Source organism: Mesorhizobium sp. L103C119B0, assembly GCF_000502235.1.
In the GTDB taxonomy this organism is placed as follows: Bacteria; Pseudomonadota; Alphaproteobacteria; order Rhizobiales; family Rhizobiaceae; genus Mesorhizobium.
Genome location: NZ_AYXE01000013.1, coordinates 173784 through 196272 on the forward strand (window position 1 = coordinate 173784; position 22489 = coordinate 196272).

General features: G+C 60.6%; 18 protein-coding genes. 12 read left to right on the forward strand and 6 right to left on the reverse strand.

Annotated features, from left to right (window positions below; all coding sequences use genetic code 11):
* The first annotated feature begins 1850 nt into the window (after window positions 1-1850).
* From X728_RS145375 to X728_RS145365, 4 genes are all read left to right on the forward strand, one after another.
* Window positions 1851-2009, forward strand: coding sequence for a hypothetical protein (locus X728_RS145375; RefSeq protein WP_023737296.1), 159 nt, complete (start codon window positions 1851-1853; stop codon window positions 2007-2009).
* 132 nt (window positions 2010-2141) lie between these two features.
* Window positions 2142-2333 (forward strand): hypothetical protein, encoded by a 192-nt coding sequence (locus tag X728_RS08575; RefSeq protein WP_023832324.1) that lies wholly within the window; start codon window positions 2142-2144, stop codon window positions 2331-2333.
* Between the two features lie 452 nt (window positions 2334-2785).
* Window positions 2786-3007, forward strand: a complete 222-nt coding sequence (locus tag X728_RS145370) for a DUF768 domain-containing protein (protein WP_023737055.1) — start codon at window positions 2786-2788, stop codon at window positions 3005-3007.
* A gap of 1290 nt (window positions 3008-4297) precedes the next feature.
* A complete protein-coding gene (locus X728_RS145365; protein WP_023832326.1) occupies window positions 4298-5551 on the forward strand; it encodes a sodium:proton antiporter in 1254 nt (417 codons plus the stop codon).
* 663 nt (window positions 5552-6214) lie between these two features.
* On the opposite strand, the gene X728_RS1000000170455 is transcribed toward X728_RS145365, so the two are convergent.
* A complete protein-coding gene (locus tag X728_RS1000000170455) occupies window positions 6215-6463 on the reverse strand; it encodes a hypothetical protein (protein WP_155924010.1) in 249 nt (82 codons plus the stop codon).
* Between the two features lie 153 nt (window positions 6464-6616).
* Here X728_RS1000000170455 and X728_RS1000000167925 point away from each other — a divergent pair, with 153 nt between their 5' ends.
* From X728_RS1000000167925 to X728_RS145335, 7 genes are all read left to right on the forward strand, one after another.
* Complete coding sequence (locus X728_RS1000000167925) at window positions 6617-9193, forward strand: autotransporter outer membrane beta-barrel domain-containing protein (protein ID WP_023832327.1); 2577 nt, start codon at window positions 6617-6619, stop codon at window positions 9191-9193.
* A gap of 517 nt (window positions 9194-9710) precedes the next feature.
* Complete coding sequence (locus X728_RS145360) at window positions 9711-12146, forward strand: ATP-binding protein (RefSeq protein WP_023832328.1); 2436 nt, start codon at window positions 9711-9713, stop codon at window positions 12144-12146.
* 5 nt (window positions 12147-12151) lie between these two features.
* Entirely contained in the window at window positions 12152-12529 is a 378-nt protein-coding gene (locus tag X728_RS145355; RefSeq protein WP_023832329.1) for a response regulator, read from the forward strand.
* Between the two features lie 256 nt (window positions 12530-12785).
* Window positions 12786-13178 carry a response regulator gene (locus X728_RS145350; RefSeq protein ID WP_023832330.1) on the forward strand — a complete coding sequence of 131 codons (393 nt, stop codon included), beginning with the start codon at window positions 12786-12788 and terminating at the stop codon, window positions 13176-13178.
* Window positions 13178-14920, forward strand: a complete 1743-nt coding sequence (locus tag X728_RS145345) for a YaiO family outer membrane beta-barrel protein (RefSeq protein WP_023832331.1) — start codon at window positions 13178-13180, stop codon at window positions 14918-14920. The genes X728_RS145350 and X728_RS145345 overlap by 1 nt, the downstream gene beginning before the upstream one ends.
* A gap of 2 nt (window positions 14921-14922) precedes the next feature.
* Window positions 14923-15960, forward strand: coding sequence for a HEAT repeat domain-containing protein (locus X728_RS145340; RefSeq protein ID WP_023832332.1), 1038 nt, complete (start codon window positions 14923-14925; stop codon window positions 15958-15960).
* Complete coding sequence (locus X728_RS145335) at window positions 15960-17384, forward strand: glycosyltransferase family 2 protein (RefSeq protein WP_023825194.1); 1425 nt, start codon at window positions 15960-15962, stop codon at window positions 17382-17384. The genes X728_RS145340 and X728_RS145335 overlap by 1 nt, the downstream gene beginning before the upstream one ends.
* 15 nt (window positions 17385-17399) lie before the next feature.
* On the opposite strand, the gene X728_RS145330 is transcribed toward X728_RS145335, so the two are convergent.
* The 3 genes from X728_RS145330 to X728_RS145320 all read right to left on the reverse strand — a co-directional run bounded on the left by X728_RS145330 (window position 17400) and on the right by X728_RS145320 (window position 19763).
* Window positions 17400-17684 (reverse strand): Hpt domain-containing protein, encoded by a 285-nt coding sequence (locus X728_RS145330; protein WP_023832333.1) that lies wholly within the window; start codon window positions 17682-17684, stop codon window positions 17400-17402.
* 836 nt (window positions 17685-18520) lie between these two features.
* On the reverse strand, window positions 18521-19168 hold the full coding sequence (locus X728_RS145325; protein WP_023832334.1) for a helix-turn-helix domain-containing protein: 648 nt from the start codon (window positions 19166-19168) through the stop codon (window positions 18521-18523).
* Between the two features lie 148 nt (window positions 19169-19316).
* Window positions 19317-19763, reverse strand: a complete 447-nt coding sequence (locus tag X728_RS145320; RefSeq protein ID WP_023832335.1) for a pyridoxamine 5'-phosphate oxidase family protein — start codon at window positions 19761-19763, stop codon at window positions 19317-19319.
* Between the two features lie 135 nt (window positions 19764-19898).
* Between X728_RS145320 and X728_RS08510 the strand changes: the two genes are divergently transcribed.
* Window positions 19899-20171, forward strand: coding sequence for a hypothetical protein (locus X728_RS08510; RefSeq protein ID WP_023673739.1), 273 nt, complete (start codon window positions 19899-19901; stop codon window positions 20169-20171).
* Here the strand turns inward: X728_RS08510 and fixJ are convergent.
* Both fixJ and X728_RS145310 read right to left on the reverse strand, forming a co-directional pair.
* Window positions 20168-20782 carry a response regulator FixJ gene (fixJ, locus tag X728_RS145315; protein ID WP_023832338.1) on the reverse strand — a complete coding sequence of 205 codons (615 nt, stop codon included), beginning with the start codon at window positions 20780-20782 and terminating at the stop codon, window positions 20168-20170. The genes X728_RS08510 and fixJ overlap by 4 nt on opposite strands.
* Window positions 20772-22325 (reverse strand): PAS domain S-box protein, encoded by a 1554-nt coding sequence (locus tag X728_RS145310; RefSeq protein ID WP_023832339.1) that lies wholly within the window; start codon window positions 22323-22325, stop codon window positions 20772-20774. Before X728_RS145310 ends, fixJ begins: the two co-directional genes overlap by 11 nt.
* Window positions 22326-22489 lie beyond the last annotated feature (164 nt).

The following is a 22489-nucleotide window of genomic DNA, read 5'->3' on the forward strand; positions in this document are numbered from 1 at the left end:
GCTGAGCCACGGGTGTTTTTGCGTAAGGCGGGAACATTCCCGCTCTGAGGCTGTTTGGCCACAATCGGCTCGTTCTTCAGCGGTCCGTGCCGGTGACCAAGATGCGTCCCTCACTCGTCATGGTCGGCCCGCGCAGCCTCGGAAGCAGGCGCGGGCCATCCCATCAAGCCCTAGCCCCACGGCAGGGGCTTTTGCTGTTCGGATCTGATGCGTTCCTGGCGGGAGTAAACACTGTCACTCCGTACCGAGGTGAGTTCCTCCCGGAAATGATGCATGAGCGCTCGCTCTTCCGCCAGACATGATCGGAGCGACCGTGCCATTTCGATACAAAGGGATGATTCTATTGCGTAATCTTTGCTCATCGTCGCATTCAAACTCGCGCTGAGTCTGTTTGTTCCATAGGCAAGAGCGCCTAGCTATTGAAAACCGAGCGACTTCTTTCGTTTGCCGCTTTAGGTATTGCGCAAGAGCAACACCTAAACNTACAAAGGGATGATTCTATTGCGTAATCTTTGCTCATCGTCGCATTCAAACTCGCGCTGAGTCTGTTTGTTCCATGGGCAAGAGCGCCTAGCTATTGAAAACCGAGCGACTTCTTTCGTTTGCCGCTTTAGGTATTGCGCAAGAGCAACACCTAAACGTGAGTTATCGCGACCTCGGCGCCTCTGGTTGACAATCGTGGCGGCCTCACTGCATTTTTCGCGTTGAGGGACAAACGTGGGGATCCTGCATGAAGAAGCCTTATCAGAAGCCTGAATTGAAGAAGCGCGAGAAGCTCTCGGCCGTAACGGCTGTGTGCACGCCATCAACCTGCACCGATGAGTGAGAACCTTTAGGCCCAAGGCGTTTTGCCGAATTCCCACTAGAGAGGGACTGCAGTGAAGAAAGAATACAGGAAGCCGGTACTGACCAAACGTGGGCGTCTCAGCGCGGTGACGGCGGGAGGGTTACCTAGTGTTATTGTCTTGCCGCCTGAGCCCCTATAACCAACGAGTGCCCTGCAACACAAGCCCGCTGGCCTCGGTCGGCGGGCTTTTCCTTTGTTTAGGAACAACGAGTAAATGGAAAAGTTGGTCCACCGCAGCNCCGCTGGCCTCGGTCGGCGGGCTTTTCCTTTGTTTAGGAACAACGAGTAAATGGAAAAGTTGGTCCACCGCAGCGCTCGGTGAGGATGCCTTACCGCTGCCGACCGGCGGCAAAGGGTCCGGCCCGCGCTTTCCTTCCTACTGTGACGTGGCCCTGAAGGCTGCCAAGTTCTTCCTGCCTCACTGATCCAGTTCAAGCGGATCGTGATCTGGTTGCTCGTGCCACATCACCTGGCGGAAATCGCGTTTCGACCTGCTGACCGCAGATCGGGCATGCGTGAGATCGATCGTCCCCGTCCTGCGGTTGGTGTGGCTTGCCGGGGATAGGCGGTCCAAGGTCGGCTATTCTAGTCATGCTCGACCGNGTCCCCGTCCTGCGGTTGGTGTGGCTTGCCGGGGATAGGCGGTCCAAGGTCGGCTATTCTAGTCATGCTCGACCGAACACGATGCTGCGCAAAGTTCCGTCAGTCTGGTCTTCTCAGTTGGTGAAAGAAATCGCACCAAAAGCGGTAGTCATCTGGTCGACCGTCGAAATGAGCCTCCAAAGCGCAGTGCGCTATGGCGTTCGCCGCTTCCATCCATAGAGTTCGATCTCAGATTGATCTCGGTCGACGAGATCGGCAATCTTCAAAGCGGCAAAATCAGCGCTCCGCATCGCGAGCCTCCGTGGACCAAATATTCCCAACCCCTAAGGGGTGACTATATGATCTCCTCATGACAACTCTGCGGTACGATGTAAGGCGAGAACCGGATCGGACGTGGACGGTGTTCGACGTGTTCACCGGGCTCCCGGCTATTGTAGCGGGCCACGCATCTGTCGACCTTCCCGACATGGAGTATGCCGAAGAGCTGGCCGCCATCCTGAATGCCGACGACCTGAAGCAGAGGCTATCTCACGGTAGGTTCCCCGGAGGGTTCGCCTGACTGAAGTGGCATTAGCCCCGTCGTATTGCCCATCCAGGATGGTTCGTCCGGTCCGAACAAGCAACTGTTATTGATCTACCGGCTACGACGGTCTTAAGTCGACTTACCATTGCTTTTCGTAGGGTGGATGTGATGGGCAACGTGGTGCCAATGTGCAAGGACGCGCCTTGCCTAGAAGTGGTCGGAGCCAGTGGCGAATGGGTCGTCCGCATCATTGAAACTGACCAGGAGATTACACGCTCATTCGCCCTGGAATCGTTCGCGCTGTCCTTCGCGGAAGGCCAGCGGATACGCCTGCATCTCGACAAGGTTGTGCGGCTTTAGGACCCTCCTGCGGCTGGGTAACCTCAGAGCCGCGACGGTGATGGCCGATGGATGTGCTTGAACAAGAAATTGCCGATCTCCTGCATTGCCGACATATGCTGGTAATCCGCTAAAACCAAAGAAGGAGGCGATCTAACCCGATCGCGCCAACCAAGGCCAACACATAGGCGATAGCAATTCCTACAATCGCTGGGAGAACGAAAATGGCCGACGCCATGGTTGGGGAACCCGGGTGGGTAGGCGCCGGCCACAAGCGGAACAGGCCCGCCGCGGACNGAGAACGAAAATGGCCGACGCCATGGTTGGGGAACCCGGGTGGGTAGGCGCCGGCCACAAGCGGAACAGGCCCGCCGCGCCACACACATCGCTGATTTGTCATGAGGTGGTTATGGTGTGATCGCGTAAGAGCTTAGATGACCGGAACCTAATAAACGCAGCGCGCTTATCTGCTCATGAGCACGCGCGGCGCAAACTTTCTGCAGAAGTGGATTTCGAACAAGGTCCCCAATACCGTCGGTTCCGGTATAATCTCCGTTGCCGAGCTGACCCAAGAGCTTTTCGCCGATGCTAAAGCGCTCGGCATCAAAACCACAGAGATCGAGGAAGATAGCGGCAGCGCCTACGAAGCGGTCCTCAATGCGATCGTCCGTCGCAACGACCACCTGGCAAACTGACCATGTCACGCTGCTAAGGGCGAGATACAGCGATAGAACAGGTCTTCCTTTGTTTGGCAGCCCTGTATTCAGCTTCCCACGGCAACGCGTGGAAGTCGGGCTTGTGCCCCGCCTCACGGTAGTCAGCCTGAGTGAGGTAACTTGCTTTGTCCCGCTCCACAACGCAAACAAACGGCGGATTCCCCGGGCACCTATAAACGCCTACAGCTTTTTCCATGCGACAGGTGTGCTACGGGTGCTCGAAGATGTCGTCCTTCATTGCGATGACAGAACAACACAGAAGATCGGGTGGCCCGTATTGTCGGCCCGGAACCCTGTAGGCGGACTGTAGGTGGGGGGCGGACGCAAAGGCACTCCGTTGGTCTGCGCTAATCTCGCTGCGGACCGAAACGGTAGGGGGCGCGTGGTGAATCGGTAAACTGGCGGAAGATTGCGGCATCGCGAACTGCTGAAGCGCCTTCGTCAACGTTATCGCGACGACATGGCGGAAGGGTGGAGAGGATGCCGGCCCAATTCCTGTTGGCGTTTCGGCTTTTCAGGCCGACGTAAACACCCGGCAGAGTGTCCCCAAATCCGTGGCCGAGAGCGATATCGGGCCGTCGTCGTTCTCTTTCCCGTTTGTAGAGATCGGCCATTCTTAAGGGTGAGCGGTTTCTTCGCATCGTAGCAAGAAACGGTCAAGGATGAACCAGCCAAAGGCGGACCGGCTCGCCTGTCAGCCGCCGCGTCTACACAGCTGAGCTCAGGAGGGCGTCGGCCCGGCTACCCAACATCGGGGGAGAAAAGCAGCCGGGCCAAGCTGGGAAGAGTTCCGCTCCCGCCCAACCGTGCCCAGCATGATCCGCATTGCACCCGTCCGGAAGCGGCTGCCAATGAATCTATTTTGCAGGCCTGATCCCAGCGCAGGCCTCGCGAAAGGCCAGAGGGCAAGCCAAATGCCACCGAAGAACCCCACTACTCTTCGCGACCATCCCGTTTCAAGCCTCTAAGACGATGTATTCTCGAGGAGCCGAATGCGGGTGTCGCCACGCAGTTCGGAATCGGCGCGATCGATGCCATCAACCATCGCGACGGTCCGTTTTTGAATTCTTGCGATCCACCGCTTGCCTGCATATCCAGAGATGGAACTCAAGATGCTCTCGCGGACAGCCTAATAGGCGTTGGATTTCCACGTCGCCCACGCCGGGGTTGCACACGGCCATTGGCGTTCTTCGCCACATTCAGGCGGAACTGAAGATGCCGCAAAATGTTGACGCCGAGTGATCCGATGCTAGGGAAGGGGGATGAAGGCTGCTGTCTATGTTCGAAATGTCCGCAGTGCTTCTGACGTTGTCAGCCGCTTTAGGATGGATCAATCACAAATTCCTGCCTTTGCCGCACACGATCGGTTTGCTGATCATGAGTGTTGCGGCTTCGCTGATCCTGGTCTGTGTTGATGCCTCGATGCCGGATAGGCATCTATTTGAACCGCTTACATCCGCATTGTCACAGATCGACTTCAATGCGGTCGTGATGAACGGCATGCTGGCGTTTTTGCTCTTTGCAGGTGCTCTGCAGGTGGACTTCCGCAAGCTGGTCAGCCGGGCGGTCCCAGTGATCGTGCTTGCGACCTTTGCCACGATTGCGTCGACCTTCATCGTCGGTTTGTTGTTCTGGCTGGCAGCCTCTCTGGTCGGACAACCATTGCCGCTATCATGGGCACTGGTTTTCGGTGCCCTTATCAGCCCAACTGATCCGGTGGCAGTGATGAGCACGCTGAAAAACGTTCAGGTGCCTGCTTTGCTTGAGGTCGAGATGCAGGGAGAGTCCTTGTTCAACGATGGCGTGGGGATCGTGGTTTTCACGATCGTTCTGGCATTCGCCATAGGAGAGCCGAGCGCCCACATGAGCGTTTCTGGTATCGCGGAGCTTCTGGTAGTCGAGGCCGGCGGCGGTATCGTGCTGGGCTTAGGCATGGGCTACGTGGCTTATCGGGCGATGCGCCTTATCGATGACTATCCTATCGAAGTGCTTATTACGCTCGCGCTGGTTACCGCTACATACGCCCTCGCCGGGCGCATCCACGTCAATGGAGCGCTGGCGGTGGTGGCGGCGGGGCTGCTTATTGGTTATCGCGGCCCCCGCGACGCGATGAGCGACCGCACTCAGACATATGTGTTCGGCCTTTGGACCCTGATCGACGAGGTCTTGAATTCACTGTTGTTTCTGCTGATCGGCCTTGAGGTGCTGATCGTGCGGTTCGATCCGGCAGCGTTGAACGTGGCTGCAACAGCGATCCCAATCGTTATAGTCGCGCGGTTTCTCGCCGTTGGCGCGCCGGTGCTGGTCCCAGGGATAAACCGGCTGATGTCTGGCTTCAACATTGTGTTTCTCACCTGGGCGGGCATACGAGGCGGGATTTCCATCGCGCTGTCTCTGGCGATACCCGACGGACCCGCGAAGCCGATAATACTTTCGGCCACATACGCGGTCGTCCTTTTCAGCGTGATCGTGCAGGGATCAACCCTTGGACATGTCGCCCGGCGCACCGTAGTCGGCAAGTAGGCGCCCGCATCGCCCGCGCAGCCCTAGAGTTCACTTCGGTATCGCTCAGGGCTAGGAGGTTCGAAATGGTGATTGCGTAAGTTTCTTCTTTGATAAGAACATTCTAATGTAAGTTAATTTTCGGTCATTCGAACGTACAACACTTGATTCTATTAGCTCCTTGGTAGCTCTCATCGCTATAAACGTCTTGCAGGCGAATAGCTTTCATGCTGCCTTCGGCGCACTCAGGAATCAGGGAGCTTAGGGATGGCGGAGCGGATTTTGGCGCGCGATGGGATTTGGGTTTTGCATCTCGCGCGCTTGCAGCAAGGCGTGTCGCTTCACTCCGCCTTCGCGATGCTTACGGTCACCTTTGCGCTGAGCGCCGCGCCGGCTTGGGCCGATGGCGGCAACGGCACAGGCGTGAGTGCTGGACAGGGGGGTGTGGACGGTGCACTAGCGGGCGCCACAGGCCAGAATGTTCCCAACGGCGCGACCGCCGGCGGCGGCGGTGGCGGCATTGACCTTACGACGGGCAACGGTGCGCCCGGAGGGTCGGGATCGGGAAGCACCACAGCCAACAACCCAAATGGCATTGCCGGTGCGACTGGTGCTACGGGTCTGGTCATCTCCATAGACGGGACGATTTCAACCAGCATCAGCGGCGGGGCTGGCGCTTTAGGCTCACCTGGCACGAACGGCGTCGTCAGGAGCGGCGGTGGTGGCGGCGGTGGTGTCGGCGTCAGTGCCACGGCCGACGTAACGGTCGCTGGTACAGGATCTGTGCTTGGTGGTACTGGCGGTCGAGGCGGGAACGGTGGCAACAGCGGCAGCGGCGGTGGCGGCGTCGGCATATTTTCGTCCGCAAATGTCGTTGTAGAGGCGGGCGGCAGCGTTACCGGCGGCACGAGTCTCCTCACAATTGGGGTCCAAGCAGGCGGCGGCGGCGGCGCAGCTGCCATCGTCCTAACCTCTGGCGGGACAGTCCATAACAGCGGGAATCTGCTCGGGGGCACCGGCGGAAGAACCATTCTCGGCGGCGGTGGCGACGGCGGAGCTGGTGTTCTTCTACTTTCGGGTGGAACCGTGATCAACGAGACGGGGGCTACGATCATTGGCGGGGGCGGTGGTCAGGCTGGAACGGCAGGCGATGGTGGCTCGGGGATCAAGGGCGCCAACATCGCCGTCATCAATGCCGGCACGATTACAGGTGGCGCCGTCGGCGCAGGTGGTGGGACCCCGATAGCCGGCAAAGCCATCCAGTTCACCGGTGGCGTCAATTCCATGGAGATCCAGGCAGGCTCGAACATCACTGGCAATGTGGTTGCATTCAGCAATGCCGATAGTTTCAAATTGGGCGGCGATGCCAACGCCAGTTTCGATGTGTCGCAGATCGGCGCTGGCGCCAAATATGACGGCTTCGGACTCTATGAAAAAACAGGAAGCAGCACCTGGACACTGACGGGGACGACGACTGCCATCACGCCGTGGACGTTGTCCGGCGGGATCCTGCAGATTTCAAGCGATGGCAATTTGGGAGCCCCTTCGGGCGGCTTGACCTTCAATGGCGGCACGCTGCAGACGACCGCCGACATCACCAGCGACCGGAGCGTCGCCCTGACCGGCAACGGAACGTTCCTCACCGATCCGAGCACGACCCTCACGCTCAGCAATGTCGTCTCCGGCGCAGGCGGCCTCACGAAAGCCGGAGGCGGCACGCTGGTTTTGACGGGCATTAACACCTATGCGGGTGGCCCGACGATCACAGCCGGCACGCTGGTTGGCAATGCGGCTTCGATCCGTGGCGACATCGGCAATGCCGGAACCGTCGTGTTCGACCAGGCGGCAGACGCCAGCTTTGCCGGCGACATCTCTGGCACCGGCGCGATGGTGAAGGGCGGCGCCGGCTCGCTGACAATATCGGGCACCTCGCTGCTCGACTGGACCGTCGACCAGGGTAGCCTCGTCTCGGCGGCCGAGCGCTTCGGCGGCGATGTCGCGATCGGCGCCGGCGCCTCCTTCGCATTCGACCAAGTCGCCAATGCCAGCTATGCCGGCGTGCTCTCGGGTGCCGGCAATTTCGTCAAGGATGGCGAGGGCACTCTGGTGCTCGCCTCGGACAACTCCGCTTTTGCTGGCGGAACTTCGGTCAGCGGCGGCACGCTTGCCGCGGGCGGTGCGAACGCGTTCAGTTCCTCCTCGCAGTTCTCCGTCGCTTCGAGCGCCACGCTCGATCTTGCCGGCACGTCCCAGACGATTGCGGGGCTGAGCAACGCCGGAACGGTGCGCATCGCGGGTGGCGGTCTCGGCAACACGCTCACCATCAGCGGCGATTACGTCGGCAGTGGCGGCACCGTCGTTCTCAACACTGCGCTCGGTGGTGACGGTTCGCCGACAGACATGCTGGTGATCGCCGGCAACACGTCAGGGGCGGGCACCCTTCAGGTCGTCAATTTCGGCGGCTCGGGCGATCAGACGGTCGGAGGCATCAAGATCGTCGACGTCGGCGGCATCTCGAACGGCAGCTTCTCGCTCAATGGCAATTATATCTTCGAAGGCGATGCGGCGGTCGTCGCGGGCGCCTATGCCTACAGGCTTTACCAGGGCGGCGTGAGCACGCCTGGCGATGGTGACTGGTATCTCCGTTCCGAACTCGACAACAGCCTGCTCTTCCAGGCCGGCGCACCTGTGTACGAGGCCTATGCGGGCGTGTTGCAGAGCTTCAACCACCTCGGCACCCTGCAGCAGCGGCTTGGCAACCGCTCCTGGACCGTAGAAGCGCAAGGCGCGGACGGTATCTCCGACGATTTAAAGGCCGAGGCCGGTATCGGGCTGTGGGGCAGGATCGAAGGCACCAGCGGCTCCTACGATCCTGAAAGCTCCACCACCGCAACGACGTATGATACCTCGACCTGGAGGCTGCAGACCGGCGCCGACATGCTTGTCTCCGATAGCGCGGCCGGTCAGCTCATCGGCGGCGTCGCCTTCCAGTATGGCACGGTATCCGCCGACATCTCGTCGGTGTTCGGCAGCGGGTCCATCGATACGACCGGCTATGGCGTTTCCGGCTCGTTGACCTGGTACGGCGCGGAAGGCTTCTACCTTGACGGCCAGGCGCAGGTGGTCTGGTACGACAGCAATCTGGACTCGGCGACCGCCGGACAGCGGCTCGTCGACGGCAACAACGGCGTCGGCTACGCGCTCGGTGTCGAAGCGGGCAAACGCATGATGCTCGATCCCAATTGGTCGCTGACGCCGCAAGCGCAGCTTGCCTGGTCGTCGGTCGATCTCGACGCCTTCACCGACGCCTTTGGCGCGAGGGTTACCCCCGGCACCAACGACAGCCTGCTCGGCCGCCTCGGCCTCTCGCTCGACCACCAGACGCAGTGGCAGGACCGCACGGGCCGCGCCGGCCACACTAATCTCTATGGCGTCGCAAACCTCTATTACGACTTTGAGGATGGCTCCTCTGTCGACCTGGCCGGCACCAAGCTCTCAAGCCGGGACGAGCAGCTCTGGGGTGGTCTCGGCGTCGGCGGCACGATCAACTGGGCCGACGACAGGTTCTCGGTGTTCGGCGAAGCCGTCGCCCGGACAGGTCTCAAAAATTTCGGTGATAGTCACGTGCTGACCGGCTCACTGGGGTTGAGGGTCAAGTGGTGAGTTGCTCGGCACTTAATAGCCGAACGCGACGTTCTAGAGCGCCGGCTTCTATAGTTGCAAAACGCGAAGCTGCCCGTATCCGAGCACACAACCGGGCATGCAGTCGCACTTCAGAGTATCCCCCCAGGCGACGTAACTTATCCGGCGCGGTCCAGTGTAACATTTGGGCCCGCCATCGCTCGTTGTGACATGATGAGGCCGAAGCCTAAACCTCGATGTGACATTGGCGATAAGCTGGTAGCTATGTTCGGCCTTACGCGAACGTCCGCTATGCGCGCGTCATGTCGGCCATAATGGAACTTCGCCTCTGTCCGGCAGCAGTCAGAGCAGAACAATGCAGTAGGGAAGTCTGCGCACGTCATCGCCCTTGACGCCTTCTGACTGACCTGATGCTTGAGAAGCGCGAGCAATCAAGGTGCTGCCCTGATCGCCGGGTTGCAGTGCCACCGACCGTCTATAGTTTCTTTAGGTCTCGGATAGGTTTTGCCGGTATTTGTCGGGAAAAGGAGCCGAAGTGATGACCGACATCTGGCATTCACTCCTCGCCAACCTTGCCCTGGTCTCCATTCTCGTGGTCGCCTGGGACCTTGTGGCGGATTTCACCGGGCGTCTCTCGCGGCGGATGCAGTCGCTGCTTCTCGGCTTGGTCATGTGCGTTGGCGCGGTCATCTCCATGGCGACGGCCCTGTCCGTCTCCGGCTTCGTCGTCGATCTGCGCGCCGCCTTCATTGCTGCGGCCGCGTTCTTCGGCGGATGGCCGGCAATGCTCATCGCCACGGCCGGCTCCATTGTCTATCGCGCCCATCTCGGCGGGCAGGGTGCAGGTGCTGGTGTCATGGGTATCCTCATCACCGCAATCGTCGGCATCGCGTGGCACCACATCGTCGCGGCCCGATCGCGCACCATGTACGACATATTCGGTCTTAGCGTAACGGTCGCTCTCGCCGGGCTTATCACGCTCCTGGTCATCCCAGCGCAAGCCCTCACCGGTCTTGTGCAGCAGAGCACGTTCCCGTCCCTCGTGTTCCGCTTCCTAAGCACAATCATCATCGGCGTCCTGCTCGACCGACAGCAGCGCCGGCGGGAGCTCTTGATGTCCAACATGACCTACCGGGCCATGGTTCGCGAACTGCCGGATTGCCTGAATATAAAGGATATCGACGGCCGCTTCATCGCCGCCAACCCCGCCACCGCCGAAATGGTTCGCGCCGCTTCGGTCGACGATCTGATCGGCAAGACGGATTTCGATTTCTACCCCAGGGATGTAGCCGAGCGCTTCCGGCAGGATGAGATGGGCGCGCTGGAGGCCGGGCAGACGTTGCGGATCGACCAGCCGGCGCTTTTCCCGGACGGCCGGCAAGGTTGGCTCTACACGCTCAAGGCCCCCTTCCGCGACGAGGCGGGCAACATCGTTGGCGTCATCACCTACAATCGCGACATCACCGAGCAGAAGCGCACCGCCCAGCTCAAGAACGATTTCATTTCCACGGTCAGCCACGAATTGCGCACCCCGTTGACCTCCATCCGCGGCTCGCTTGGCCTGATCGCGGCCGGTGTTGCCGGCGAACTGCCGCCGAAGGCCGCGAATCTCGTCAACATCGCCCACACCAATAGCGAAAGGCTGGTTCTCCTCATCAACGACATTCTGGATATCGAGAAGATCGAATCGGGCGTGATCACCTTCAAGATCAAGCAGATGTCTGTCCGTCAGGTGCTAGAGCAGGCCATTGCCGCCAGCTCCAACTACATGGCTGACAGCCGGATCAAGATCGTTCTGATCGACGATGCCCCACGCGCTGAGGCCAACATCGATCCGGATCGCCTGCATCAGGTGATGGCGAACCTTCTGTCGAACGCGATCAAGTTCTCGCATGCTGATGGCACCGTCACGGTGAAATTCCAGCGTCGTGACGGCGACATGCTGCGTATTTCCGTCATGGATCAGGGCACTGGCATCCCGGAGGCTTTCCGCGGCCGTATATTCGGAAAATTCGAGCAGGCGGACGCTTCCAGCACCCGTAAGATAGGCGGCACCGGCCTGGGGTTGAGCATCGTCAAGGCCATTACCGAAAAACTGGGCGGAGCCATATCCTTCGAAACCGAGGAAGGCAAGGGAACCTCGTTCCACCTCGACCTTGCAGAAGCACGCAGGCACCACCCAAGGCCGTATCCGCCACCGCACCTGACGCGGAAGCCCGATGGCCGCCTACGGGTTCTGATCTGTGAAGACGAGACCGACGTCGCCGCCGTGATTGCGGCACTCTTGGATGCGGAGGGCTTTTCCAGCGACATCGCACCCGATATCGCCACGGCAACGGCGCTTCTGAGGTCCCGCGAATACGTGGCCTTGACCCTCGACATCAAGCTGGCGGGGGAATCCGGTATCAAGCTCTTCCACGACATTAGGGCATCGCCGGTCAATTCCGACATTGCGGTCATCGTCATCTCCGCCGTTGCCGATGAGGCCAGGGGATCGCTGAACGGCAGCGCCGTCGGTATTGTCGACTGGCTGGAGAAGCCGGTGGATTCAAAGCGGCTTCACGCCGCCCTTGCCAAGATCCTTGCTGGCAGGACCGAGCAGAGGCCGAAGATTCTGCATGTCGAGGACGACGAGGGCGTGCTTGCGGTGATGTCGGAGGGGTTGGGTTCGGGTGTCTCGATCACTTCTGCGAAGACGCTCAAGGACGCCCGGGAGGCGATCGGCCGGCATCGCTTCGATCTGGTGATCCTGGATATTGCACTCCCCGACGGATCGGGGTTGGACCTGCTGGCCGATCTGCCGCTCGAGACTGGGGTCATCGTGTTTTCGGCGGCGGAGCTAGACCAGAAACTGGGGGATCGCGTGCAGGCCATCCTGACCAAGACCAGGGCGTCGGAAATCGATGTGGCAAAGCTGGTCAGGAGCATGTTGGTTTCGTCCCGCACCCAACCTGCCGCGCACGCCAAGGAGTGACGCTCATGCCCGCAAGGATTCTCTATGTGGATGACGAGGACGATATCCGCGAAATCGCCCAGATGTCGCTGGAACTCGAGCCGGAGTTCGAGGTGCTGTCCTGCCCGTCCGGCGTGCAGGCGCTCGCCGATGCCGCCGAATGGCGACCCGACCTTATTCTGCTCGACGTAATGATGCCGGACATGGACGGACCAGAGACGCTGCGGCGCCTGGCCGAGTCTGGGGCGACGGCTTCGATACCCGTGGTGTTCATCACCGCGCGCACCCAGACGCATGAGGTCGAACGCTATCTGGCGATGGGGGCGGTAGGGGTCATCGCCAAGCCGTTCGACCCGCTGGCGCTTGCCGGTGAAGTCAAAAGATTGCTTCGACCGCGCGCCTGAGCCGACGTTTGGCTTGGGCACCGAGCGCAGTCTGGCTGCAGACTGAGCGCCGCCGTTCACGGCTCCTATACCATGTCTCCTTATTCATCTACTGATTTTGCCGAGGTGCAGGCGTAGCGAATCAGGTGGTCTATAATCGCCTGGCATCGGCGTACGGCGATGAGAGTTGAGAACAATATTTCTCTGATGAGCCGCGTTGGCGGATGTGGTTCATGGATTGATCACTCCGGGGGGCGACGGAACCGGAGCAAGGCTGTTGAACGGAGCGAAGGCAAGAGTTCTGATTTGCGATGACGATCCCCTCTTGATCGAACTGATGGAATTCAGGCTCAGGGCAAAGGGATACGAGGTCATCAAAGCAGTAGACGGGGCGGAAGCGCTCTTGAAGGCGGAGCATGAGGCGCCCGATATCATCGTGCTCGACGCGATGATGCCTAAGGCCGACGGCCTGGAGGTTCTTGCCCGCATAAGGAGCGACCCGGCTTTCTCGGAAATCCCGGTGGTCATGCTGACCGCCCGCAAGGGCGAAAAAGACATCGTCTCGGCCCTTGAGAAGGGGGCCGACGACTACCTAGTGAAACCCTTCATTCCCGAGGAACTCCTGGCCCGGCTTGCGCGTCTATTGGCGCGGAATAGCGGGAAGCGCTGATGAGGCGCGGCCGGTGCGCCATGGTTGCAGCATGCGTCTTCCTGGCGGTTGCGGCAGCGCCCGCCGCGACGCTGGCCCAGACGGTCGAGGAACTGTACGCCTCCGGCGTCAAGGCCAGACAGGCCCAGCATTTCGACGAGGCGGCGCAGCTGCTTAGGCGGGTGCTGGCGCTCAAGCCGGACAATGCCGACGCCCTGGTGCAACTTGGCTTCACCGAACTTGGCCGCAACAATCTGCCGGCGGCGCGTGAAGTGTTTTCCAATGCGCTTGCGCTTGCGCCGGAATATCTGGATGCCAGCTTCGGCATGGCTCAGGTCGAGTTCCGGTCGGGCAATCTGGACGCTGCCCTGCCGCTGGCCGAAAAGGTCTCGCGTGCCCAGCCCGACAATGCCGATGCGAGTACGCTTGTCGCCAGCATCCACAAGGCCCAGCAAGCCGGCAGCAGCAAAGCGAAGCCTGCGACCGCGAGGAAGAGGCTGCGTCCGCCGCGGCCGGATCCCGTCGCCGGCCTGATGGAGAAGGGCCAGAGATCGCGGGCGGCGGGACAATTGCCCGAGGCGCAGAACGCCTATCGCCGAGCGCTGCGGCTGGCGCCGAAAAACACTGACATCCTGGTCGCCATGGGTCTCGTGGCTGGATCCCAACAGAAATTTGACGAAGCCGGGAATTTCTTCGACCGGGCGCTGGCCATCAGGCCCGGACTTCTCGACGCCCGTTTAGGCAAGGTCCGTCTGGCGATCTGGCAGAACGACGTGCGGGGCGCCCGCACAATGATCGATGATGTGCTTGGCGCTGAACGTGACAATACCGAACTGATCGCTCTCGATGCGCGGATTTCCATGCTGGAGCAGGATTACACGCGGGCCGAGCAATCGTTTCTGCGGGTGTTGGCGGTCGATCCGCGCAACGCTGAGGCGCTTGTGGGGATCGGTGATCTGCGCCGAGCGCGTGGCGACGATGCTGGCGCGCGAGACGCCTACCACCAGGCGCTTGCCCTCGAACCCGGCTCGCGCGATGTCGAGCAGAGGCTCGCCGCGCCGCCGCCACGCAAATGGCGGCTCGATCTGGGCAGCGAAGTGAGCGATCTCACCGAGGGGCTTGGTGGCTGGACCGACAGTTCGGCTGGCCTAGCATATCGGCTCAGCGCGCAAACGACCATTTCGGGCCGCACCCGGGTGGCGACCCGCTTCGGCCACACCGACTTCCAGATCGAGGGCCGCATCGACCAGGCTTTCTCGCCCACTGTTTCAGCGCATGCGCTGGTGGCTGCGACGCCGGATGCCGATTTCCTTGCGCGCTACTCGATCGGAGCCGGCGCTTCATGGCAGATCCTCGCGCCCGCCAAAGCGTTTGGCCCGTTCTCGCTTAACGTCGATACCCGTTATGACAATTTTGCCAACACCGAGATCACCACCATCTCGCCCTGGGTGCAGGCCTATGTCCTGGGCGGCCAGCTCGGGCTTTCGGCACGTTGGGTCCACGCAGCCGACGACATTGGCACGCGCGCCGATGGTTATGTCCTGCGAGTCGATCTTGCAGTTACCCCTAGCGTCAATGTTTTTGGTGGTTTTGGGGATGCCCCCGAAATCTCTGACGGCACGCTGGTGCCTACGCGTACCGTCTTTGGGGGCTTCTCCTGGGAAGTTTCCGACCCGCTGACGCTGCGCAGTAGCCTCGCCCATGAGCAGCGCCCGACATTCGATCTAACCACATTCGGGCTCGGCCTGACCGCGCGGTTCTGATCATGTTGTACGTCTGGTACCTCTCCATCCTGCTCAGTGCCCTTTCCCTGGTGATCATGCTTCTGCTGATCGGGCGCCGGGTGCTGCACGAGCGCCGGGGGACGGCGGGCGCCGATCAGCGGCGCCTTCTTCTAACGGCGCTGATCGCCTTCACCGAAAATCGCGATCGCGAGGCATTGAAGACAGCGCTGCTTGCGGTGCCGGCAAGGGTGGGGATCGATGCCGGCTTCGAGTTTATCTCGCTGCTGCGCGGCGAGGAGCACGACGAGCTGCTTTCAGCCTTCAACGAATGTGGCCTGCCGACCCTTGTCGGCACCCAGCTTGAAAAGGGCAACGGGGCCGAACGCATTCACGCGGCCGAGATGCTGGCCGCGCTGCGTTCGGAGGACGCGGTGGCAAACCTGCTTTCGGCGCTCGATCGCGACCGCTCGCGCGAGGTCAGGATCGCCGTCGCCATTGCGCTGTGCGATATTGGCGCCCTGCCGCCGCTGGTCATAACGCTACGCAAGATCGGCGTGGCGGGCCAGCGCTCGCGGCGCGTGATCGAGCTTTTCAGGCGCTTTCCGTCAAAGCGGTTCGACGAGCTTGAGGATTACGGCAGCCGTGAGGACGCAGTGCCTTTTATCAGGGCGGCGGCAATCGATGCGCTTGCTCGCAACGGCGGCTTCCGGTTTGGTGAGTTCTTTGCTCGCGCGGCTGGCGATCCATCACCGGAGGTCGCAGCAGCCGCATTGCGGGCACTCGGCCTGACGGGACATGCCAATGCGCCGGCCATCCTGGCCAAGGCGATGGAAAATGGCGGCTGGGATGTGCGTGCCGACGCTGCCGATGCAGCGGGCCGCCTCGGCCTGTTTGAACTCGCCGCGCCGCTCGCTCAGCTGATGGACGACGAGGCATGGATCGTGCGCTATGCCGCCGCTAACGCATTGCGGTCGCTCGGCCAGCAGGGAGAACGGGTGCTGCGCGAGATCGCCGCCAGCGAGGTCTCGCGCCGCCAGCGCACGGCCTCACTGATCCTTGCCGAGGGGCCGGCCGCGTGATGTTCGACTGGAGCCAAGAGATCGTCCTGGGTGCCTCCATCCTGTCCTGGTTCATCATTGGGGCAGGGCTGGCGCAGACGGCGGTATACCTCCTGCAACTCATCATTGCCGCCTACGCGCTGTCCAAGCGCCCGCCGGTCGCGCGATCGGCGCTGCTGTGGCACCGTTACGGCGACGTCGCGCCGCCGATCGCGCTGCTGGTGCCCGCCTACAATGAGGAAGTTAACGTCGTCGAGAGCGTGCACTCGATGCTGGCCCTCGAATATCCGAATTTCGAGGTCATCGTTATCAATGACGGCTCCAAGGATCAGACCCTGCAGCGCCTTATCGAAGGCTTCAAGCTGGTGAAATTCCACCGGCCTTATGAGGACGCCCTCGCCCACAAGCCGATTCGCGGGCTCTATTCCTCGTTGATTACCGAACGGCTGTTCGTGGTCGACAAGGAAAATGGCGGCAAGGCCGATGCCCAGAATGCCGGTATCAATGTCTGCCGCGCGCCGCTGTTTTGCGTGATTGACGGCGATTCCATCCTCGAGCCCGATGCGCTGATGCGTGCCGCGCAGCCCTTCATCGACGATCCAGAGCGCACCATCGCCGTGGGCGGCACGATTCGGATTGCCAACGGCTCCAGGATCGAAGGTGGTAGGGTGCGCGAGGTCCGGCTGCCGCGCCGGCTATTGCCGCTGCTGCAGGTGGTGGAATATTTGCGGGCCTTTCTCATGGCGCGGCTTGCGTGGAGCCGCATCAACTCGCTGATGCTGGTGTCCGGCGCCTTTGGTCTGTTTCGCCGCACGGAAGTTGTGGCGGTTGGCGGCTTCACCAGTGGGTCCATGGGTGAAGATTTGGACCTCGTTATCAAGCTGCATCGCCACATGATGGACACCAAGCGAAGATACAGCATCCAGTTCATTCCTGAGCCGGTGTGCTGGACCGAAGCGCCGGAGTCACTTCGCGTTCTGGCAAGGCAGCGTACGCGCTGGCAGCGCGGTGCACTCGAATGCTTCTTCCGTTACCGCTCCATGCTCTTCAACCCCCGCTATGGGCGCGTTGGCTTCCTTGGGTTTGGCCACATACTGATTGTCGATGTGCTGGGGCCGATATCGGAGGTGCTGGGCTATGTGCTGATCCCGACCTTCTGGCTGCTCGGCATCCTTTCGACCGAATATCTCTTGGCATTCACGTCGCTGGTTTTCACCTACGGGGTTTGCGTGAGCGTGTGTTCGCTGGTCCTCGAAGAGGCCGAGCTTCAACGTTTTCCGCGCGCGCGGGATCTCGCCTTGCTCACGGCCGTGGCTGTGATCGAGAATTTCGGTTACCGCCAGCTCAACAATCTCTGGCGCGTGAAGGGATGGTGGCAATATCTGCGCGCAGACCAAAGCTGGGGCGAGATGACCAGGACCGGCCTGACTGGCCCCAAGAAGTGACTCCAGCCAGTTGGATCACCGCAGCGTCCGCTCGATTTCGGTTATAAGCGCATCGAGGGCGGCATGCACGGCTCCGTCATCCGCCTGCTCGATCAGCAATGTTTCCAGTGCCGATGCCTGCACGCTGATCTCCGCAAACCCGAAGGTTCCCGCGGCTCCAGCGAGCGAGTGCGCCGTCCCAATCAGCGAGTCGTTGGAGCCCTTCAAAAGGGCTGTGTGACGCGCCGCCTTCAACTCCGCTAGTTGAGCGGCGCACCGGGCCAGGAAGCGTTGCCGTAGGGGGGCGAAGGGATCTTCCAAAATGGGCGCTCCACGACCAGGTCTCAGAGGTATTCAAGCAGAAAATTCGGTGGAGTGAAACGAACTGCTCGGCACGTCAGAGCGGACTACAGTGGGCCGTGCCCAAACAAACGGCAACTTCGCGCCTCAAGTCGGTCATTGAGCAAACCATATTTGCATCCGAAGCGGACACTCCCGCGAACAAGCCGCCTTTGCGCTTACCTGCTGTCCCAACGAGCAACAGGCGGTTACGCGCGAGCCGCTCGGCGCCTCGGTAATCGACGCTCTTCAAAAGTCAAACTGGACCGGTGTCCCTACTAACGAAGCCAGTAGCTCTTACGCCTTTCCCGCCCTGGGCCGCGCCGTCCGCCTTGGATGCAACAGATGTGCCCAGGGCAGCTTGTATGACCATAAGCTAATATGCGCCTTGCACAATGCGCGGACTGCTGGCACTTGGAATGCTGGTTTTGGCGGCTACGATAGCACTAGCTCACCAGATCGATCGGGCGTTCAGAGAAGAGTGACAGGATGCGAGGAGCAGGCGGTGGCGTGATCGACGCTGTCTGGTCGCCAGTCTCATGAAAAGTTCTGTGCGCGGCCGGCTATCGGTCGCTGGGCCATACGGAACAATACGGGAATATGTCTGATTTTTGGTCCAGAAAAATCAATAGACGCCCTTCGCGCCCACCAAAATTCACCTGCATTTATTTGCTTCTTCACCTTTTTCTAAGAGACCTACAACGTGGACTCGAACCGCCACCGCCGAGGAGAATCATCCGGTCCGCAGTCGCCCTCGGTTGATCGCCGGTGATGCCGAGGGGCAGGCAGCAGTTTGCCTGCCCGAAGCATGTTGTCACTCACTCGCTCATGTTGTGAAGCGCGTTGTGCCTGACGATTTCCACGCATCGCAGACTAGCCAAGCGGATGACGCCTTTCTCCTTCAGCCGGGTGAATATCCGCGATACCGTCTCGATGGTGAGGCCGAGATAGTCGCCGATGTCCATGCGCGACATCGGAAGTTCGACCTGCCGCAACCCCCCTTGCCGTTCGGCCATGTCAACCAGGAACGCGGCGACGCGTTCGATGGCGCTCTGGCGACCGAGGACCAACAGGTGTTCCTGGGCTCTGGTCAACCCCTGGAGCGCTAGGGGCAGCAACTTATGGGGCATGTCCGCTCCAGCAGTGAGGCGGAAGACGCGGACACCGGTGGAGTTGATGGCTTCAGCAAAGAAATGGTGCGTCGTGTCGGCTTCGAAGCCGAATGTCTCTCCGGATAGGTGAAAGGCACTGATCTGCCGGCGGCCGTCAGCAAGCAGGCGATAGACGCGGACAGCGCCGAACTCCACCTGGTAGAAGGCTCCGGCCTTCTCGCCCTGGGCGTAGATTTCCGCACCTGCGGAATAGAAGCTGAGTGGTTGCAGCGGTGCGGGCTCGAAAGCCTCAGGCAGGTTGGGCAGGGTAAACCGTGACGGCAGCGAAATTCTGGGGGCGGTGTAGGCGTACATGGCTGTTTTCCCGGTTGATCCGTGACACAGCTATCGCGCGAATCGGCCGGCGCCGAAATTCGGTTATGTCCCTACGGGAAACTACCTAGAACCGCTGCTCCTACACCGTCCAGCCATCGCTTTCGCAGGCCGCCGCAGTAGAAAACACCTATTCACTTGCTTCGCGGCCCGACACCTGCTCGATCAAGATACGGAAGAAAACGTGGGGCGCGCTGTCCGACACCGGAGGCGTGACCGGCTTGAGGGCGCCGGGCTCCCACCAGTCAGCGTGTTTGCTTAACACCGACCATGCATGATCGCGCTCGCGCTTGTGGCCAACCCGGTCCGGCAGTTCCTCATAGCGGCCACCGACAACAACGCTTCGCCATCCTCGCCCTTGGCCGCGCTCATCGACCTGGACGGATACCAGCGGATTGCCTCGCATCCACTCGATCTTCTTGCCCGGCATGGAAAATACATAGAGGTGATTGTCCGCATGCGCGTAGTACAGGGGCACGATGTAGGGCTGCCCATTCTTTGCGCATGCGAGGCGGCCAACTCGATTGGCCGTCAGCAATCTCGTACATTCTAAGGCAGAAAGTGTTCGGACCATCATCGGAGCCATCTCCTATTTCTCACAGCCAGCGCAAGGTGTTGTTTGCCTTGCCGCGTTGAACCATGACCATGCGGGTGCTTTCGCCCCAGCTCACGGCGGCAAAGCGCACATTCGCGCATTCGGCAATTGCGGAAAATGATTCAGATCAAGGCGCGAGCTGGCGCTTCTGCGGATCATGAGGAGATGTGGAAACCAATCCTCACCGCTCCGTTTGGGCGCAACCTCAAACTGGCCGTCTTCGACGAGGACGGTGAGCATGCGCTCGTGTTTCCCTGCAGGAAGGAGCGGGACGGCTGGAGGAACGTCGCCACCGGCGCATGGGTCGACATCCGTCCGACCCACTGGCGCGACTGGGAGCCTCACCGGGTGCCAACTCGCGACGGCAATCCCTTTGGAGACCATCCCTAGGGCTTAATTTCAACGATCAACGCCATGCGCACAAGATGTGACAGACTGCCGGCGCCCATCTTGCTCATGACATTGGCGCGATGGATCTCAACAGTGCGTGGGCTGATTCCAAGGTCATAGGCGATCGTCTTGTTCGGCAAACCCGACACAAGCCCGTCCAGCACCTGGCGCTCACGATCTGTCAACGTCGACAGACGCCCGCGAATATCCGCGGACTGAGGGTGGGATGCATTGACCTGGTTGCGGTTGGCCAGCGCTGAGCGGATCGCCTCGATCAACATTTCATCGTCGAATGGCTTCTCGATGAAATCGCAAGCGCCTTCCTTCATTGCCTGAACGGCTAGCGCCACATCCGCATGGCCCGTCATGACGATGACCGGAATTCTATGCCCGCCTGCTCTGAGCTGGCGCAGAAACTCGATGCCGTCTATGCCCGGCATGCGCACATCGGTGACGATGCAGCCCTCGGGACTGCCAGACGCCGTCGACAGGAAGGCCGTGGCGGAATCATGCAGGCGGACCGCAAAGTCTGCCGTGCCCAACAGAAATCCAAGCGACTTGCGGACGTCCAGGTCATCGTCGACCACGTGCACCAGATCATTAGCGGCCATTGGTGACCTCATCCTTGTCGACGATGCGCAATGTAAACCTGAAAGCGGTCCCGCCGGCCGGCATTGCCTCGGCCCATATGTGACCGCCATGCGATTCAACTATGGTGCGGCAAATAGACAGGCCGACGCCCATGCCCTGCTTTTTCGTGGTGACGAATGGCTGGAACAGTTGGGCCGAAACCTCCGGCGCGAGACCGGCCCCGGTGTCGATGACGCTCACCTCCGCCATCCCGTCGGCGCGCGCAATAGTCGTGACCAGCAGTTCGCGTCGCGGCGCGTCTTGCATGGCTTCGACAGCATTGCGCATTAGGTTCAGCAGAACCTGCTGGATCTGGATGCGATCGGTTAACACCAGTTCGGCAGCAGGATCGAGCTTGTAGCTGACAAGGACATTTATCTCCCTTGCCCCGACCAGGGCCAGCGACGAGGCCTCTTCGATGAGCGCCGGCAGCCGTTCGACCTGACGCTCGCTTTCGCCTCTTGCAACGAAGTCTCTTAGATGGCGAATGACGTTTCCAGCCCGCAGCGCCTGCTCAGCGGCCTTTTCCACGGCATCCCGCAGGATGGGCGCATTCTCTTCGGTGCTTTTCTCGAGCAGCCGACGACTGCCCTTCAAATAGTTGGTGATGGCCGTCAGCGGCTGATTGATCTCGTGAGCAAGGGTCGAGGCCATTTCCCCAAGTGCTGTAAACCGCGCCATATGGAGAAGCTCCTGCTGCTGCTCCTGGATTCTAGCTTCTGCCCGATGGCGTTCGGTCAGGTCGCGGCAAAAGCCGGTAAAGAAGCGTCCGGTTCCCGGATGCATCTCGCCGACGGAAAGCTCCATCGGGAAGGTCGTGCCATCCTTGCGTGCCCCGGTAACGGTGCGCCCGAGCCCGATGATCCGGCGCTCGCCCGTCGTCAGGTAGCGAAGAAGATAGCCATCATGCTCATCGCGGTAGGGCGCAGGCATCAGCATTTTCACGTTTTGGCCAATGACTTCACCTGACTCATAGCCAAACAACGTTTCGGCGGCTGTGCTGAAGGATTGGATCCCGCCTTGCTCATCGATGACGACCATTGCATCCGGCACTGTTGCCAGGATCGATCGCAAATGGTCCTCACGCAGCCGAAGGGCTGCGTTTGCAAAGGAGAGTTCGCTGACATCCGTGCCTTCGATGAAGATCGCGGTGATACGGCCATCGTCGGACTTGATGGGCTGATAGACGAAATCAAGGATGCGCTCTTCGAGCGGCCCGTCGGCCTTGTTGCGAAGGCCGACCTTTACGCCCTGGCCTCTGTATGGCTCGCCGGTTGTGTAGACCTGGTCCAGATGTCCGAAAAACTCATCTCCTTCGAACTCGGGAAAGGCTTCCCGCACTGACTTTCCAATCACTTGCCTGTTGCCGATCAACCTCTGGTAGGCGGCATTGGTCAGTTCGAAAACGTGACCCGGCTCGCGCAGGAGCGCGATAAAGCCAGGAGCCTGATCGAACATCCGCGACAAGAGTGCTTTCAGCGTCGTCCCAGCGGGCGATAGGCTGAGCGCTTCGTCTTTGATCAACTCAAATTCCCAGGTTCGAGACGGTGCTACCGGGCTAACTATCACTTCTCGTCGCACAGGCAAAACAGATCGAGACACGTTTCCGCAAGAGATTCAGTTGGCGGGCGCAATTGGCGGGTCTTTGACGTGCATCAAGGCATCGGGGGCTGGCGCATGCGACCCAT

Bases quoted from the DNA above. Each gene is read 5' to 3' on its own strand.
- X728_RS08575 (WP_023832324.1), top strand. From the start codon at position 2,142: ATGGGCAACGTGGTGCCAATGTGCAAGGACGCGCCTTGCCTAGAAGTG.
- X728_RS145370 (WP_023737055.1), top strand. From the start codon at position 2,786: ATGAGCACGCGCGGCGCAAACTTTCTGCAGAAGTGGATTTCGAACAAG.
- X728_RS145360 (WP_023832328.1), top strand. From the start codon at position 9,711: ATGACCGACATCTGGCATTCACTCCTCGCCAACCTTGCCCTGGTCTCC.
- X728_RS145355 (WP_023832329.1), top strand. From the start codon at position 12,152: ATGCCCGCAAGGATTCTCTATGTGGATGACGAGGACGATATCCGCGAA.
- X728_RS145345 (WP_023832331.1), top strand. From the start codon at position 13,178: ATGAGGCGCGGCCGGTGCGCCATGGTTGCAGCATGCGTCTTCCTGGCG.
- X728_RS145340 (WP_023832332.1), top strand. From the start codon at position 14,923: ATGTTGTACGTCTGGTACCTCTCCATCCTGCTCAGTGCCCTTTCCCTG.
- X728_RS145335 (WP_023825194.1), top strand. From the start codon at position 15,960: ATGTTCGACTGGAGCCAAGAGATCGTCCTGGGTGCCTCCATCCTGTCC.
- X728_RS145325 (WP_023832334.1), bottom strand. From the start codon at position 19,168: ATGTACGCCTACACCGCCCCCAGAATTTCGCTGCCGTCACGGTTTACC.
- X728_RS145320 (WP_023832335.1), bottom strand. From the start codon at position 19,763: ATGATGGTCCGAACACTTTCTGCCTTAGAATGTACGAGATTGCTGACG.
- X728_RS08510 (WP_023673739.1), top strand. From the start codon at position 19,899: ATGATTCAGATCAAGGCGCGAGCTGGCGCTTCTGCGGATCATGAGGAG.
- fixJ (WP_023832338.1), bottom strand. From the start codon at position 20,782: ATGGCCGCTAATGATCTGGTGCACGTGGTCGACGATGACCTGGACGTC.